The organism is Bradyrhizobium sp. ORS 86 (assembly GCF_045571475.1).
Taxonomy (GTDB): Bacteria; Pseudomonadota; Alphaproteobacteria; order Rhizobiales; family Xanthobacteraceae; genus Bradyrhizobium.
The window spans coordinates 839,490-854,769 of record NZ_CP120699.1; the positions used below are offsets into that span (position 1 = coordinate 839,490).

Annotated in this window: 11 protein-coding genes; 10 read left to right on the forward strand and 1 reads right to left on the reverse strand. The window is 64.5% G+C overall.

Annotated elements, in window-relative coordinates:
- Nucleotides 1-64 precede the first annotated feature (64 nt).
- Nucleotides 65-2,299, forward strand: coding sequence for a CHASE2 domain-containing protein (locus tag P6U25_RS03770; protein WP_407150121.1), 2,235 nt, complete (start codon nucleotides 65-67; stop codon nucleotides 2,297-2,299).
- Nucleotides 2,300-2,443: 144 nt separating this feature from the next.
- On the opposite strand, the gene P6U25_RS03775 is transcribed toward P6U25_RS03770, so the two are convergent.
- Nucleotides 2,444-4,051 (reverse strand): ABC transporter substrate-binding protein, encoded by a 1,608-nt coding sequence (locus P6U25_RS03775; RefSeq protein WP_407150122.1) that lies wholly within the window; start codon nucleotides 4,049-4,051, stop codon nucleotides 2,444-2,446.
- Between the two features lie 203 nt (nucleotides 4,052-4,254).
- Here P6U25_RS03775 and P6U25_RS03780 point away from each other — a divergent pair, with 203 nt between their 5' ends.
- The 9 genes from P6U25_RS03780 to P6U25_RS03820 all read left to right on the forward strand — a co-directional run bounded on the left by P6U25_RS03780 (nucleotide 4,255) and on the right by P6U25_RS03820 (nucleotide 15,220).
- Nucleotides 4,255-5,910 carry an ABC transporter substrate-binding protein gene (locus tag P6U25_RS03780; protein ID WP_407150123.1) on the forward strand — a complete coding sequence of 552 codons (1,656 nt, stop codon included), beginning with the start codon at nucleotides 4,255-4,257 and terminating at the stop codon, nucleotides 5,908-5,910.
- Nucleotides 5,911-6,137: 227 nt separating this feature from the next.
- On the forward strand, nucleotides 6,138-7,091 hold the full coding sequence (locus tag P6U25_RS03785; protein WP_407150124.1) for an ABC transporter permease: 954 nt from the start codon (nucleotides 6,138-6,140) through the stop codon (nucleotides 7,089-7,091).
- 3 nt (nucleotides 7,092-7,094) lie between these two features.
- Entirely contained in the window at nucleotides 7,095-7,982 is an 888-nt protein-coding gene (locus P6U25_RS03790) for an ABC transporter permease (protein ID WP_407150125.1), read from the forward strand.
- Nucleotides 7,983-7,986: 4 nt separating this feature from the next.
- On the forward strand, nucleotides 7,987-9,066 hold the full coding sequence (locus tag P6U25_RS03795; protein ID WP_407150126.1) for an ABC transporter ATP-binding protein: 1,080 nt from the start codon (nucleotides 7,987-7,989) through the stop codon (nucleotides 9,064-9,066).
- Entirely contained in the window at nucleotides 9,063-9,272 is a 210-nt protein-coding gene (locus tag P6U25_RS03800) for a hypothetical protein (protein WP_407150127.1), read from the forward strand. The genes P6U25_RS03795 and P6U25_RS03800 overlap by 4 nt, the downstream gene beginning before the upstream one ends.
- Nucleotides 9,269-10,681 (forward strand): amidase, encoded by a 1,413-nt coding sequence (locus P6U25_RS03805; RefSeq protein ID WP_407150128.1) that lies wholly within the window; start codon nucleotides 9,269-9,271, stop codon nucleotides 10,679-10,681. The genes P6U25_RS03800 and P6U25_RS03805 overlap by 4 nt, the downstream gene beginning before the upstream one ends.
- On the forward strand, nucleotides 10,678-11,655 hold the full coding sequence (locus tag P6U25_RS03810; RefSeq protein ID WP_407150129.1) for an ABC transporter ATP-binding protein: 978 nt from the start codon (nucleotides 10,678-10,680) through the stop codon (nucleotides 11,653-11,655). The genes P6U25_RS03805 and P6U25_RS03810 overlap by 4 nt, the downstream gene beginning before the upstream one ends.
- 512 nt (nucleotides 11,656-12,167) lie before the next feature.
- On the forward strand, nucleotides 12,168-13,913 hold the full coding sequence (locus P6U25_RS03815) for a type I secretion system permease/ATPase (RefSeq protein ID WP_407150130.1): 1,746 nt from the start codon (nucleotides 12,168-12,170) through the stop codon (nucleotides 13,911-13,913).
- Nucleotides 13,910-15,220, forward strand: a complete 1,311-nt coding sequence (locus tag P6U25_RS03820; RefSeq protein ID WP_407150131.1) for an HlyD family type I secretion periplasmic adaptor subunit — start codon at nucleotides 13,910-13,912, stop codon at nucleotides 15,218-15,220. Before P6U25_RS03815 ends, P6U25_RS03820 begins: the two co-directional genes overlap by 4 nt.
- The last annotated feature ends 60 nt before the right edge of the window (nucleotides 15,221-15,280 follow it).

Below are 15,280 nucleotides of genomic sequence, written 5' to 3' on the forward strand. Positions count from 1 at the left end.
CCATCCCGCGGTGCGCCCGTCGCGCCCGATTGGAACAAGCCGCCGTGCATGATATCCAGATCGGATGAAACGGCTGTGGGCGATACGGAGATGGTTCGCGCGGCGGTTCGGCTATGCCCGGCTGGCGTGCCTTGCGCTGTTGGTCGGCAGCGCCGCGCTCCGCGTCTGGGATCCCGCCCCAGTTCAGGAGCTGCGAGTCAGGACATTCGATACCTTCCAGCTCCTCGAACCCCGCATCAAGACGGCGCGTCCCGTCACCATCGTCGATATCGACGAGAGAAGCCTCGCGGATCCCAAGCTCGGGCAATGGCCGTGGCCGCGGACGCGGATCGCCGACATCGTCACCAACCTGACGAGGCTCGGCGCGGTCGTGATCGCGTTCGATGCCGTATTCTCCGAGCCGGATCGACTCAATCCGGAGATCGCAGCCGATACGCTCGGCAATCTCGATGAGGAAATGCGCGCCAGGCTGCGGCAGTTGCCGAGCAATGACAGCATTCTTGCCGATGCCATCAAGAACTCCCGCGTGGTGCTTGGCGAATCCGGTGGTCCCGACGTCCGCGCCGATCTCAACGAGAAGCTACCCGTCACCGGCCTCGCCATGCTCGGCGAGGAGCCGGCTCGCTTCATGTTCCAGTTTCCCGGGCTGCTGCGCAACGTGCCGGTGCTGGAGGAGGCGGCGGCCGGACGCGGCCTGTTCACGATCAGGCCCGAGCGCGACGGCATCGTCAGGCGGGTGCCGATGATCATGCTCGCGCAAGGCGTCACCATGCCGTCGCTGAGCTTCGAGATGCTGCGCGTCGCGAGCGGGTCGGACACCATTCTGATCAAGGCCGACGAGGCCGGCATCCAGAGCATCGGTGTCAGGGGATTTTCGATTCCGACCGATCGCAACGGCCAGCTTTGGGTGCACTATGCGAAGCGCGATCCCTCGATCTATGTCTCTGCCATCGACGTGCTGGAAGGGCGCGTCGCGCCGGACAGGATCGCGGGCAAGCTCGTGCTGATCGGCACCTCGTCGATCGGATTGAACGACATCAAGACGACGCCGGTGGTGCCGGCGATGCCCGGTGTCGAGGTTCACGCCCAGGTGCTGGAGAGCGCGCTGACCGGCGACGTGGTTTCGCAGCCGGGTTACGGCATCGGCGTCGAGTTCTTTGCCGCACTGATCATGGGCCTCCTGGTCATCGCGTTCGCGCCGAAGTTCGGACCAGTGACGCTGGTCGCGGTCGGCGGGTTGTTCGCGTCGGTGCTGGTCGGCATATCCTGGTACTTCTACTCACAGCACCGGCTGCTGATCGATTTCACCTATCCGCTGATGTCGACCACGGCGATCTATCTCACCTTGATCTTCTCCGCTTTCGTGCGCGAGCAGCGGCAGCGCCGGCAGATCCGGTCGCAATTCGTGCAGTACATGTCGCCCGCGCTGGTCGAGCAGCTCGCGCAGTCGCCGGAGAAGCTTGTGCTCGGCGGTGAGGAGCGCGAGATGACCATCATGTTCTCCGACATGCGCGGCTTCACCTCGATCTCGGAGACCTACAAGCGCGATCCGCAGGGCCTCACGGCGCTGATGAACCGGTTTCTCACGCCGCTCTCGAATGCGATTCTTGCGCGAAAGGGCACGATCGACAAGTATATGGGCGACGCCATCATGGCGTTCTGGAACGCGCCGCTCGACGACAGGGACCACCAGATCAACGCCTGCGAAGCCGCGCTCGACATGCTGGAAAGCGTCGACGAGCTGAATCAGGTCCGCGAGCAGGAGGCGCGTGAAGGCGGTCACGTCTATGTGCCGCTCAACATCGGCGTCGGCCTCAACACCGGCACCTGCGTGGTCGGCAACATGGGCTCCGATGTGCGGTTCGATTATTCGGTGTTCGGCGACAGCGTCAATCTGGCATCGCGCCTGGAAGGGCAGTCCAAGGAATACGGCTTTCCCATCATCGTGGGATCGAAGACCGCGCTTGCCGTGAAGGACAAGTTCGCGATCCTCGAGCTCGACTTCATCATGGTGAAGGGCAAGAAGGAACCCGAGGTGATCTATGCGATCGCCGGCCGCGAGGATGTGGCGAATTCCGGCCGCTTCCAGCGGCTGCGCAACCTGACCATCGAAATGCTCGCCTGCTACCGCACCCGCGATTGGGACGGCGCGCTCGCCGCGATCGAGCGCGGCCGCAAGACCGACGACGCGCGGGCGCTGCAACAACTCTACAGCCTTTACGAGGCGCGCATCCTTGCTTTCCGGAAGGCGCCGCCGCCGGACGACTGGAATGGCGCATTTGCGCTGCTGACGAAGTAGGCGACGCAAACTCGCTGTCGTCCCGGCGAAAGCCGGGACCCATACGCCGCGGCTGAGGAAATAGGCACGCGGCCAGACGGCTTTCCAACAACACCCATTCGTGGTTATGGGTCCCGGCTTTCGCCGGGACGACGGTAGATAGTTTTATTCCAGTCCGATCTGTGTCAGGTCCTGGAACCAGTGTTGCGCCTGGACGAACCTCTTCACCTTCGGCGACAGCGCGTGCGGATTGGTGTCGTGCACCACCCAGACCAGCGCCGCGTCGTCGACGATCAGCGCGTGCGCCTGCGCCAGCAGCTCATCTTGCTTGGCGGTATCGAAGGTCTGCCTGGCCTCGTCGATCAGCGCGTCGACCTTCGGGTTCTTGTAGCCGCCCCAGTTCACCCCTACCGGCGCGACCTGGCCGGAGTGGAAGAAGCGTACGATGGCGTAAAGCGGATCCGACGTCACATAGGCGATGTTGTTGGCGGTGATGCCGGCGTTCATCTCGTCGGCCGCGCCCTTGCGCCAGTGCGTATATAACGTCTCGAGCTCGACAACCTTGAACTCGACGTCGATGCCGATCTCCTTGAAGCTCTGCTGCAGGAATTCGTTCATCGGCAGCGACAGCATCTGCCCGGTGCCGCCCTGCGCGATGATGAAGGTGGCCTTCAGCGGCTTGTCCTTCGAATAACCGGCTTCCTCCACCAGCTTCTTCGCGGTCGCGAGATCATATTTCAGATCGAAGGTCGGCTTGCCGAACCATGGGCTCGACGGATCGACCTGTCCCTTGGCTGGCTTTGCCAGACCATTCATCAAGCCGACCACGGCGTCGCGGTCGATCGCGAGGTTGAGTGCCTTGCGCAGGCGGATGTCGACCCAGGGCGAGCCCGGCAGCACGCTCAGGTGATAATTCCAGACATGCGGTGTGACGTTGTCGACAATCTTCATGCCGGCGGCCTTGAGCTGCGGCACGGCGTCGGGTGCCGGCGTCTCGATCAGATCGACCTGGCCGGCCAGCAACGCGTTGGTGCGCGTCAGCGCTTCCGGCATCGGGATCAGGACCATCTTGTCGACCTTTGGGATCCGCTTCTTGTCCCAATAGTCGGGGTTCTTGGTCAGCTCGGCGAGCTCGCGCGGCACCAGCTTGCTCAGTTTGAACGGGCCGGTGCCGGAGGGCTGGCTTGCGAACTTGTCCCAGTCCTTGCCGAGCTTGTCGTACTGCGTGGGGCTGGAGATCAGGAACCAGAGCATCTGATACAGAAAGAAGGAGTCGACGGTCTTGGTCGTGATCTCGATGGTCGAGTCGTCGATCTTGCGGTAGCTCGCGACCGAGGGCAGGCGGGTCTTGACCTGCGCGCTCTGCCGCTGATCGAACTGCGGTGCCTTGTCATTCAGCACCTTGTCGAGATTCCAGATCACGGCGTCGGCGTTGAAGTCGCTGCCGTCATGGAATTTGACGCCCTTGCGCAGCGTGAAGCGCCACTTGGTCTTGTCGCTGTCATCGACCTTCCACTCGGTCGCGAGTCCCGGCACCAGCCTGCCCGGCCGGTCGGCAACGTCCATCTCCCAGGCGACAAGCGGATCGTAGATCGTGTAGGCGGTGAACTGATAGGCCCCGGCGCCACGGTCTGGCTGGCCGGTCGTGAGCGGGATATCGGCCATCGAAATGCCGTAGCGCACGATGGATTCGGCGCGCGCTGGCGCGGCCGGCCAGCCTGCGGCCGTTGCAAGCACCATTGCCGCCACAAGGATCGAACTGTGCCCGCGCATATGAATGGCTCCGCTCATTGAAAGTCGGAAGCCGGGCTTGCAAGCATGGTGCCAGATTAGGCACCATCACCCTGTCTTACCGCCGAGGTGAGAAGAAATGACGCGCCCAGCGGTTTTATGCTGCGGATTTATTCCCTTTGGCACAGGCATTGCATACGCTTGCCCAAGAAATAATCACGTGAAGTCGAGAAGGGATTGCTCACATGCGTAAGAAGACCAATGCGACGGCGGCGGCGATGATGCTCGCGCTTGCATTCGCGGCAGGCGTGCCGGCGATTGCAAGTGGCGAGACCGTGCTGCGAATTGGCATGACGGCTGCCGATATCCCGCGCACGCTCGGCCAGCCCGACCAGGGCTTCGAAGGCAATCGCTTCACCGGGCTCACGATGTACGATGGGCTGACGATGTGGGACCTGTCGTCATCGGACAAAGCGAGCGTGATGATCCCAGGTCTCGCCACCGAGTGGAAGGTTGACGACGCCGACAAAACAAAATGGATTTTCAAGCTGCGGCCGGGCGTGAAATTCCATGATGGCAGCGACTTCAATGCCGATGCCGTGGTCTGGAACGTCGACAAGGTGCTGAAGCAGGATGCACCGCAGTTCGACCCGAGCCAGGTCGGCGTCACCGCCTCGCGCATGCCGACGCTGGTTTCGGCGCGCAAGGTCGATGACATGACGGTCGAGTTGACCACCAAGGAGCCGGACAGCTTCCTGCCGATCAACCTCACCAATCTTTACATGGCGAGCCCGACGAAGTGGCAGCAATTCTACGACAAGGCCGAAGGCGCCGACGCCAAGGCGAAGTCGCAAGCAGCGTGGGCCGCGTTCGCCAGGGATGCCTCGGGCACCGGTCCCTGGAAGATGTCGAGCTTCACCCCGCGCGAGCGGCTCGAATTGGTGAAGAACGAGAATTACTGGGACAAGGCGCGCGTGCCGAAGGTCGACAAGATGGTGCTCTTGCCGATGCCGGAGGCCAATGCACGCACTGCGGCCCTGCTGTCCGGGCAGGTCAACTGGATCGAGGCGCCGGCACCGGATGCGGTGCCCGAGATCAAGCAACGCGGCTTCAACATCTACTCCAACGAGGAGCCGCACGTCTGGCCGTGGCAGTTCTCGCGTGTCGAGGGCTCGCCGTGGAACGATATTCGTGTCCGCAAGGCCGCCAATCTCTGCGTCGATCGCGAAGGGTTGAGTGAAGGTCTGCTTGCGGGTCTGATGGTGCCGGCCACCGGCACGTTCGAGCCCGGCCATCCCTGGCGCGGCAAGCCGACCTTCCAGATCAAGTATGATAAGCCCGCCGCGCAGAAGCTGATGCAGGAGGCGGGCTACGGTCCGAACAAGAAGCTGACGGTCAAGATCCAGACCTCGGCGTCGGGGTCAGGGCAGATGCTGCCGTTGCCGATGAACGAATATCTGCAGCAGGCTTTGGCCGAGTGCTACTTTGATGTGCAGCTCGACGTCATCGAATGGAACACGCTGTTCACCAACTGGCGGCGCGGCGCCAAGGATCCGTCGGCCAACGGCGCCAATGCGATCAACGTCACCTATGCGGCGATGGATCCCTTCTTCGCGCTGGTGCGCTTCCTGCAGTCGGGCATGGCGCCGCCGGTGTCGAACAATTGGGGCTTCGTCAACGATCCGAAGTTCGATGCGCTGGTGAAGAAAGCCCGCGAAACCTTCGATCCGGTTGCGCGCGACGCGGCACTCGCCGAGCTGCATGCGGCCGAGGTCGACGATGCGGCGTTCCTCTTTGTTGCCCACGACGTCGCGCCGCGTGCGATGAGCCCAAAGATCAAGGGTTTTGTGCAGCCGAAGAGCTGGTTCGTCGACTTCTCGCCGGTCACGATCGTGCCGTGAGGATGTAGCCGCGTCATGAGTTGTGCACCTCCCCCCGCTACAACGGGGCGAGGAGCACTTGCACGAAATTTCGGAATAATGGAAGAATGCCACCAATTTGCCCGGCGTGTCAAGTTGCCGTGTCGAACGCCGTCAGCCGACGCTACTTTGCATGGGGTTGTTTTCCACTTTTTGGCCCCCTGCGATAGCCCTGCCCTTACAACCGGAGAAGGAAGAAAGAACTCCACGTGCTTGCCTATATCGCCCGACGCATCGTTTACGTCATTCCGATCGTTCTCAGCGTTGCGCTGGTGTGCTTCCTGCTCGTGCACATCACGCCGGGCGATCCGCTGGTCGCCGTGCTGCCCGCTGACGCATCCCAGGAGCTCGCCGCACAACTGCGCTCGGCCTACGGCTTCGACCGCCCGCTGCCGGTGCAGTTCGGGCTGTGGCTGTGGCGCGCGCTCCATGGCGATCTCGGCAATTCGATCGCAACCGGCCGGCCGGTGCTGACCGAGGTGGTGCGCGCGGTCGGCAACACCGTGATGCTGGCGATCGCGGCGGCGATCATCGGCTTCACGCTCGGCCTGCTGTTCGGCCTGATCGCCGGCTATTTCCGCGACACCTGGGTCGACAAGGTCGCGACCTCGGTTGCGATCGCCGGCGTGTCGTTGCCGCATTACTGGCTCGGCATGCTGTTGGTCATCATCTTCTCAGTGCAGCTCAACTGGCTGCCGGCGGTCGGTGCCGGTCCCGGCGGCTCCGGCGCCTGGGCATGGGATTGGGAGCATCTGCGCTATCTCGTGTTGCCGGCGATCACGACCGCGGTGATCCCAATGGGCATCATCACCCGCACCGTGCGCGCGCTGACCGGCGATATCCTGAGCCAGGATTTCGTCGAGGCCCTGCGCGCCAAGGGGCTGCGCGAGACCGAGGTGTTCCGTCATGTTGTCAAGAACGCCGCGCCGACCGCGCTCGCCGTGATGGGCCTGCAACTCGGCTACATGCTCGGTGGCTCGATCCTGATCGAGACGGTGTTCTCATGGCCCGGCTCGGGCCTGTTGCTGAATTCTGCGATCTTCCAGCGCGATCTGCCGCTGCTGCAGGGCACGATCCTGGTGCTGGCTTTGTTCTTCGTGCTGCTCAATCTCCTGGTCGACATCGCGCAGGCCGCGATCGATCCGCGGATCAAGCGGAGCTAGGCGATGAGTGCGATGATCGATGCCGCACTGCAATCCGCGCCCGCGACGAAAGCGCGCGGCTATTGGTCGACTGTCGCGCGCCGCATCACCCGCGACAAGGTCAGCGTGGCCTGCGCCATTATCCTGGTGCTGATTTTTGCGTCAGCGCTGCTCGCGCCCTGGCTTCATCTCGCCGATCCCTACCAGGGATCGATGATCCGCCGTCTTCGCCATATCGGCACGCCCGGCTACCCGCTCGGCACCGACGAGCTCGGTCGCGACATGCTGGCGCGGCTGATCTATGGCGGACGGTTGTCGCTGATCGTCGGCATCCTGCCTGTGATCCTCGCCTTCGTGATCGGCACCTCGCTCGGCCTCGTCGCCGGATATGTCGGCGGCAAGCTCAACACCGCGATCATGCGCACGGTCGACGTGTTCTACGCCTTTCCGTCGGTGCTCCTGGCAATCGCGATTTCGGGCGCGCTCGGCGCCGGCATTGTCAACTCGATCGTGTCGCTCACCGTCGTGTTCGTGCCGCAGATCACGCGCGTCGCAGAGAGCGTCACCACCGGCGTGCGCAACATGGATTTCGTCGAGGCCGCGCGCGCGTCGGGAGCGGGACCATTCACCATCATGCGCGTGCACATGCTCGGCAATGTGCTCGGTCCGATCTTCGTCTATGCTACCGGACTGATCTCGGTGTCGATGATCCTCGCTGCCGGTCTCTCCTTCCTCGGGCTCGGCACCAAGCCGCCGGAGCCGGAATGGGGCCTGATGCTCAACACCCTGCGCACCGCGATCTATGTCAATCCGTGGGTCGCGGCGCTGCCGGGTGCGATGATCTTCGCGGTCTCGATCTGCTTCAACCTGTTGAGCGACGGCATGCGCAGCGCCATGGACATCAGGAACTAGACCGATGACCGGAACAGGAACCGCATCGCTGACCGATATGCTGGAGCCGGTCGCCGACATCGGCGGCGCCGCGCAGCCGCTGTTGCAGGTCAAGGGACTGACGAAGCACTTTCCGGTGCGCGGCGGGCTATTCAGCCCGCGCAAGACGGTGCGTGCTGTCGACAACGTCTCCTTCGCGGTCATGAAGGGCGAGACCGTCGGCATCGTCGGCGAATCCGGCTGTGGCAAGTCGACCACCGCACGGCTCTTGATGCATCTGATGACGCGTGATGCCGGCGACATCATCTATGACGGAATGCAGGTCGGCCGCGCGCTCAGTCTGCGCGAGCTGCGCCGCGGCATGCAGATGGTGTTCCAGGATAGCTACGCATCGCTCAATCCGCGCCTCACCATCGAGCAATCGATAGCGTTTGGGCCGAAGGTCCATGGCATGGCCGATGGCGCGGCGCGCACGCTGGCGCGTGAGCTGCTCGGCAAGGTCGGCTTGCGGCCCGAGACCTTCGCCAACCGCTATCCGCACGAGATTTCCGGCGGCCAGCGCCAGCGCGTCAACATCGCCCGCGCGCTGGCGCTGTCGCCGCGGCTCCTGATCCTCGATGAAGCAGTCTCTGCGCTCGACAAGTCGGTCGAGGCGCAGGTGCTCAATCTGCTGGCGGATCTGAAGCGCGAGTTCGGGCTCACCTATCTCTTCATCAGCCACGATCTCAACGTGGTCCGCTATATCTCCGACCGCGTGCTGGTGATGTATCTCGGCGAGGTCGTCGAGCTCGGCCCGGTCGATGCGGTCTGGGATGCGCCGGCGCATCCCTATACCCGGGCGCTGCTCGCGGCGATGCCGTCGTCCGATCCGGACAGGCGTACCGAGGTGCCGCCGATCTCGGGCGATCCGCCCAATCCGATCGATCCGCCACCGGGTTGCCGGTTTCACACCCGCTGTCCGTTTGCGGAGCCGCTTTGCGCAAACGCAACGCCAAAGCTCAGCGATCTCGATACAATGGGCCACCAAGCGGCGTGCTACATGGCCATTTCGGGCTCAGAGCACAGCCGCGCGCCGGCAAAAGCAAAAGGAGAAAACGCGGCATGACCAGACCCACACCCAAGGACGTCAAGGTGATCGCGCACGTCGCCGACGTGCCCGCCGATGACGAGGTCGCCAACCGTATCGCCAATTCGATCGGACCCGCATTCGACGGCTTCGCGCCGATCTCCGGCACGCTGCCGCTCGATCTCGAACCCGCGAGCTTCCTGCTGGCGCAGGTCGCGCAGAAGATCGAGAAGGTGTCGAAATGAGCACCGAGCCCGCCTTGATGACCCTGACTGCAGTCGCGAAGGCGATTGCCGAGAAGAAGGTCTCGTCGCATGAGGTGACGCGCGCGGTGCTGCACCGGATCGTTGAGTGGCAGCCTCGTCTCAACGCCTATATGGCGATCGAATCGGAAGAGGCACTGGCTGCTGCGACCGAGGCCGATGCCGAGCTTGCGAAAGGTAACAGCCGCGGCGTGCTGCATGGCGTGCCGATGGCGCACAAGGACATGTACTACGACGCCGGCAAGGTGGTGACCTGCGGCTCGCTGATCCGCCGCGATTTCGTGCCGAAGACGACCGCGACCGCGCTACAGCGGCTGAAGGACGCCGGACAGGTGCGGCTCGGCTCGTTGCAGATGGTCGAGTTCGCCTACGGACCCACCGGCCACAATGTGCACTACGGCCCGGTGCACAATCCCTGGAACGTCGATCACATCACTGGCGGTTCGTCGTCGGGCTCCGGCGCGGCGGTCGCGGCGCGTCTGACCTTTGCGGCGCTCGGCTCCGACACCGGCGGTTCAGTGCGCATGCCCGCGCATTTCTGCGGCGTCACCGGCTTGAAGACAACGGTTGGACGCATCAGCCGCGCCGGCGCGATGCCGTTGTCGCAGTCACTCGACACCGTCGGCCCGCTGGCGCAGACCGCGGAGGATTGCGCGCTGCTGCTTGGCCTGATGGCCGGCGCGGATACTGAGGATCTCACCGCCTCGAACCAGTCGGTGCCGGATTACATGGGCGCGACCAGGGAGTCGTTGAAAGGCTTGACGATCGGCGTGCCCACGGCGTTCTACGTCGACGACCTCGATTCCGAGGTGGCGCGCATCCTCGACGAGACCATTGCGACGCTGAAGAGGGAAGGCGCCGAGATCGTCAAGGTCGAGCTGCCGGATCAGCGCCAGCTCAGCTCGGCCTCGCAACTGGTGCTCGCGGTCGAGGCGGCGGCCTTCCACAAGCGCTGGATGATCGAGCGGCCACAGGATTACGGCGCGCAGGTGCTGATGCGTTTGCAGAATGGCCTGACGATTCCGGCGGTCACCTATCTCGAGGCAATGCGCTGGCGCGGGCCGGCGCTGGCCGCGCACAATGCCGCGGTCAGCGGCGTCGATGCGGTGATCGCGCCGTCGTCTCCGGTGCCGGCGCCGACGATTGCCGAGAGCGATGTCGGCAACGGTCCGGGTGCCGACGCGGTGCTGCAGCGGCTCACGCGCTTCACCCGTCCGGTCAACTATCTCGGCCTGCCGTCGCTCTCGATTCCGAGCGGCTTCACGAAGGCGGGCCTGCCGGTCGGCATGCAACTGATCGGCCGTTCCTTCGAGGAGGCCACGCTGCTCCGGATCGGTGCCGCCTTCCAGCGCGCGACCAATCATCACGCACAGGTGCCGAAACTCACATGACCGACCTCGTCGAGATCAGCAACCTCAACATCCGCTTCACCGGCGATCGGACGGTTCATGCCGTGAACGATCTCAGCCTGTCGCTCGGCGAGGGCGAGGTGTTGGGGCTGCTCGGCGAGTCCGGCTCCGGCAAGAGCGTGACACTGCGGGCGCTGATGCGGCTGTTGCCGAAGAAGCGCACGCAGATGTCCGGAAGCGTCAAGGTGCTGGGCCGGGAGGTGCTGACGATGGACGACGAGGCGCTGTCCGCGTTCCGCGGCCAGACCGTCTCGATGATCTTCCAGGAGCCGGCGCTCGCACTCGATCCGGTCTACACGATCGGGCGGCAGATCGCCGAAACAGTGATGCGGCACGAAGGCAAGAGCGAGCGCGAAGCGATGGCGCGTGCGCTCGAGATGCTCGAGGTGGTGCGGATTCCGTCTGCCAAGCGGCGGCTGGAATCCTATCCGCACGAGATGTCGGGCGGCATGCGGCAGCGCGCGATGATCGCGCTGGCGCTCGCCTGCAAGCCGAAGATCCTGCTCGCGGACGAGCCGACCACTGCGCTCGACGCCACCGTGCAGATCCAGATCCTGTTGTTGCTGCGCGAGCTGCAGCGCGAGTTCGGCATGTCCGTCATCTTCGTCACCCACGACATCGGCGTTGCCATCGAGATCTGCGACCGCGTCGCGGTGATGTATGCCGGCCAGATCGTCGAGCAGGGGGCGTTGCGCGAGATCGTGCGCAGGCCCGTCCATCCCTACGCTAAGGGCCTGTTGGCCTCGACCATCCATGGCGCAAAGCGCGGCGAGCGGCTGGAGACCATTCCGGGCACGCCGCCCTCACTCGATCGCGCGCCGACCGGCTGCTCCTTCGCGCCGCGCTGCGGCCTCGCCCAGCCACGCTGCAGCGAAGGCCTGCCGCCCAATGTGCTGATCGCGCCCGGGCGCATGGCGCGTTGCGTCTTGGCCGAGCCGGCGGTCGCAGCGGTTTAGCTCGCGCGGGCGACCGGCGGATTGCGGTTGCGCGACGGGAAGCTAGCGCCCGGTTCCGATTGCACCACCGTGCGATTGCGGGCCTCGGCCCGCTGTTGCGGATCCTTGGTTCCGTCGACTGGACCCACGGCATTGGGTCCCAACGTCGTGGCAGGCCCCCGAACCTGACAGTCCACTGGTTACCACAAGATGAGTAGATCGGGACCGGGCCAAGGCAGGCTGCCTGGAGCCCGGGTTTGGCGTCGGCAGCGGCGCGTTGCTCGATATCCAGGGCGAGATCGGCCGGGTCTCGATGGCGGCCGTTCTCGTGCCTTTTCCAAAAACACGGCCCGGTTCGGCGACAAACTAGCCATCATTCCTTCAATTCCCCGTGCCATCACCGACTTGCGGTCGCGAACCAGCCTCTCGGTTAACGCGACTTAAATGGTGGATGATCACACAAAAATGGACGATGGCCACAAACGTCGGTACAACGTGGCTTTCACATAACCCTTTGGCAGAGACTGGACTTTATGGCAGCCGTTCCCGCCGTCCGGCGTTCCGAACTGGGAGACGCGCTGCGCGCGTGCCGCAGTGCCTTCATTGGCGTTGGTTTCATGAGTTGCATGATCAACCTGTTGTACCTGACAGGTTCGATGTTCATGCTGCAGGTCTATGACCGGGTGCTGCCGAGCCGCAGCGTTCCAACGCTGGTCGGCCTCGTGGTCATCGCCGCCGGCCTTTACATTGCCCAGGGAGTGCTCGATCTGCTGCGCGGCCGGATTCTCGGCCGCATCGGAACCTCACTCGACGAAGCGCTCAACGCGCGGGTGTTTGACACCATCATCCGGCTGCCCCTGATGGCCGGCAATCGCAGTGAGGGCCTGCAACCGCTGCGCGACCTCGACAATGTGCGCTCCTTCCTCGGCAGCATGGGGCCCGGAGCGTTCTTCGATCTGCCCTGGCTGCCGTTCTACATGGCGATCTGCTTTGCGTTCCATTGGCTGCTCGGCGTCACCGCGCTGGTTGGCGCCATCATTCTGGTGGCGCTGACCTTGATCACCGAATACCTGTCGCGCGCGCCTGCCAAGGATGCGCTGACGCTTGCAGCGCGGCGCAACGATATCGCGGCGTCCAGCCGCCGCAATGCCGAGGTGCTCGTCGCGATGGGCATGGCCGGGCGGATGAACCAGCGCTGGAACGATGCCAACGAGGACTATCTGACCGGCAACCAGCGCGCGAGCGACGTCGCCGGCGGGTTGGGTGCGGTCGCCAAGGTGCTGCGCATGATGCTGCAGTCGTCCGTGCTTGCGGTCGGCGCCTATCTGGTGATCCACCAGGAAGCCACCGGTGGCATCATCATCGCCGGCTCGATCCTGAGCGCCCGGGCGCTGGCGCCGGTCGATCTGGCGATCGCGCACTGGAAGGGATTCGTCGCTGCGCGCCAGAGCTGGCACCGGCTCAACCGGCTGCTGCAGCAGATGCCGGCGCGGCCTGAGCAAACCCTGTTGCAGCCGCCGACGAAGAGGCTGTCGATCGAGGGTGTGACCATGGTCGCGCCGGGCGATCAGCGCGTGATCGTGCAGGATGTCAGCTTTACGGTCGAAGCCGGCAGCGGCGTCGGCGTGATTGGTCCGAGCGGTTCCGGCAAGTCGTCGCTGATCCGGGCGTTGGTCGGCGTCTGGACGCCGGTCCGCGGCAAGGTGCGGCTCGACGGCGCTGCGCTCGACCAATGGTCGTCGGACGTGCTCGGACGCTATGTCGGGTATCTGCCGCAGGACGTCGAACTGTTCGGCGGCACGATCGCGCAGAACATCTCGCGCTTCGATCCCGACGCCAAGTCCGATGCCATCATCGCGGCGGCCAAGGAGGCCGGCGTCCACGAGATGATCATCAAGATGCGCGAGGGCTATGACACCCAGGTCGGCGAGCAGGGCAGTGCGCTCTCGGCCGGCCAGGCGCAGCGCGTCGCGCTGGCGCGCGCGCTTTACGGCAAGCCGTTCCTGGTCGTGCTCGACGAGCCGAATTCCAATCTCGACAGTGAGGGCGACGAGGCGCTGACCCGCGCGGTGCGCTCGGCGCGGGAGCGCGGCGCGATCGTCGTCGTGGTCGCGCACCGCCCGATCGGCATCGAAGGCGTGGATCAGCTCCTGGTGCTGAAGGACGGCCGCATGCAGACCTTCGGACCGAAGGATGTCGTGCTCGGCCAGGTGCTGCAGCGTGTCGCGCCGCCCGCGCCGGTCAGGATCGTTGCCGATGCGGGAGCAGCCAAGTCATGACCGATCTCCCGCGCAACGCACATCAATCGATCAGGAAGCATCTGATCGTAGGGCTTGCCGTGGTGCTGGTTCTGGCCGGCGGCGTCGGCGGCTGGGCCTCGACGGTGCCGATCTCGGGCGCATTGATTGCACCGGGCTCCGTGGTCGTCGATACCAACGTCAAGAAGGTGCAGCATCCGACCGGCGGCGTGGTCGGCGAGATCCTGGCGCGTGACGGCGACACGGTGAAAGCCGGCGACGTCGTCGTGCGTCTCGACGAGACGGTCGTGAAGGCAAGCCTTGCGATCGTGGTCAAGACCTTGAACGGTCTCTACGCGCGTGCCGCGCGGTTGGAGGCCGAGCAGCAGGGCCGCGACAAGATCGTCTTTCCACCGCAGCTCACCGAGCAGGCCAACGATCCCGACGTTCGCGATGTCATGGCGAGCGAAACCAAGCTGTTCGAGGTCCGGGTGAATGGCCGCACCGGCCAGAAGGCGCAACTCCGCGAGCGTGTCGTCCAGCTCAACGAAGAGATCGCGGGGCTCCAGGCCCAGGAGCAGGCCAAGGACAAGGAGATCGCGCTGGTTCAGCAGGAGCTGGTCGGCGTCCGCCAGCTCTATGAGCAGCATCTGGTGCAGCTCACCCGGCTGACCACGCTGGAGCGCGACGCGGCCCGGCTCGCCGGCGAGCGTGCGCAATACATCGCATCGCGCGCGCAGGCCAAGGGCAAGATCACCGAGACCGAGCTGCAGATCATCCAGGTCGACAAGGACATGCTGGCCGAGGTTTCCAAGGATCTGCGCGAGACCAACGACAAGATCGGCGAGTATGTCGAGCGCAAGGTGACCGCGGAAGATCAGCTCCGCCGCATCGACATCCGCGCACCGCAGGACGGCGTCGTGCTGCAGTCGACCGTGCATACGGTCGGCGGCGTCATCACCGCAGGTGACGCGATCATGATGATCGTGCCGAAGGCCGACGCGCTGTCGGTCGAAGCCAAGGTCAATCCGCAGGACATCGACAAGCTGCAGATCGGCCAGAAGACGTTGCTGCGGCTCTCCGCCTTCAACCAGCGCACCACACCTGAGCTCAACGGCGTGGTCACCCGCGTCTCCGCCGACACCACGACGGATCAGCGCACCGGGCAGTCCTATTACACCATCCGCGTCTCGATGCCGCCGGAGGAAGTCGCCCGCCTCGGCAGCGAGGTCAAGATCATCCCGGGCATGCCGGTGGAAGCCTTCGTGCAGACCGGCGATCGCACCATGCTGTCCTATCTGATGAAGCCGTTGAGCGACCAATTCATGCGCTCGTTCCGGGAGAAGTGAGATTACTCGCTGGTTCTCGTAGCCCGGATGCAGCGAAGCGCAATCCGGGACAGCTTCATC

What these genes read in the sequence shown, in the direction of transcription:
- P6U25_RS03795 (WP_407150126.1), top strand. Translation starts at nt 7,987, where the DNA reads ATGACCGGAACAGGAACCGCATCGCTGACCGATATGCTGGAGCCGGTC.
- P6U25_RS03770 (WP_407150121.1), top strand. Translation starts at nt 65, where the DNA reads ATGAAACGGCTGTGGGCGATACGGAGATGGTTCGCGCGGCGGTTCGGC.
- P6U25_RS03775 (WP_407150122.1), bottom strand. Translation starts at nt 4,051, where the DNA reads ATGCGCGGGCACAGTTCGATCCTTGTGGCGGCAATGGTGCTTGCAACG.
- P6U25_RS03780 (WP_407150123.1), top strand. Translation starts at nt 4,255, where the DNA reads ATGCGTAAGAAGACCAATGCGACGGCGGCGGCGATGATGCTCGCGCTT.
- P6U25_RS03815 (WP_407150130.1), top strand. Translation starts at nt 12,168, where the DNA reads ATGGCAGCCGTTCCCGCCGTCCGGCGTTCCGAACTGGGAGACGCGCTG.
- P6U25_RS03810 (WP_407150129.1), top strand. Translation starts at nt 10,678, where the DNA reads ATGACCGACCTCGTCGAGATCAGCAACCTCAACATCCGCTTCACCGGC.
- P6U25_RS03790 (WP_407150125.1), top strand. Translation starts at nt 7,095, where the DNA reads ATGAGTGCGATGATCGATGCCGCACTGCAATCCGCGCCCGCGACGAAA.
- P6U25_RS03800 (WP_407150127.1), top strand. Translation starts at nt 9,063, where the DNA reads ATGACCAGACCCACACCCAAGGACGTCAAGGTGATCGCGCACGTCGCC.
- P6U25_RS03805 (WP_407150128.1), top strand. Translation starts at nt 9,269, where the DNA reads ATGAGCACCGAGCCCGCCTTGATGACCCTGACTGCAGTCGCGAAGGCG.
- P6U25_RS03820 (WP_407150131.1), top strand. Translation starts at nt 13,910, where the DNA reads ATGACCGATCTCCCGCGCAACGCACATCAATCGATCAGGAAGCATCTG.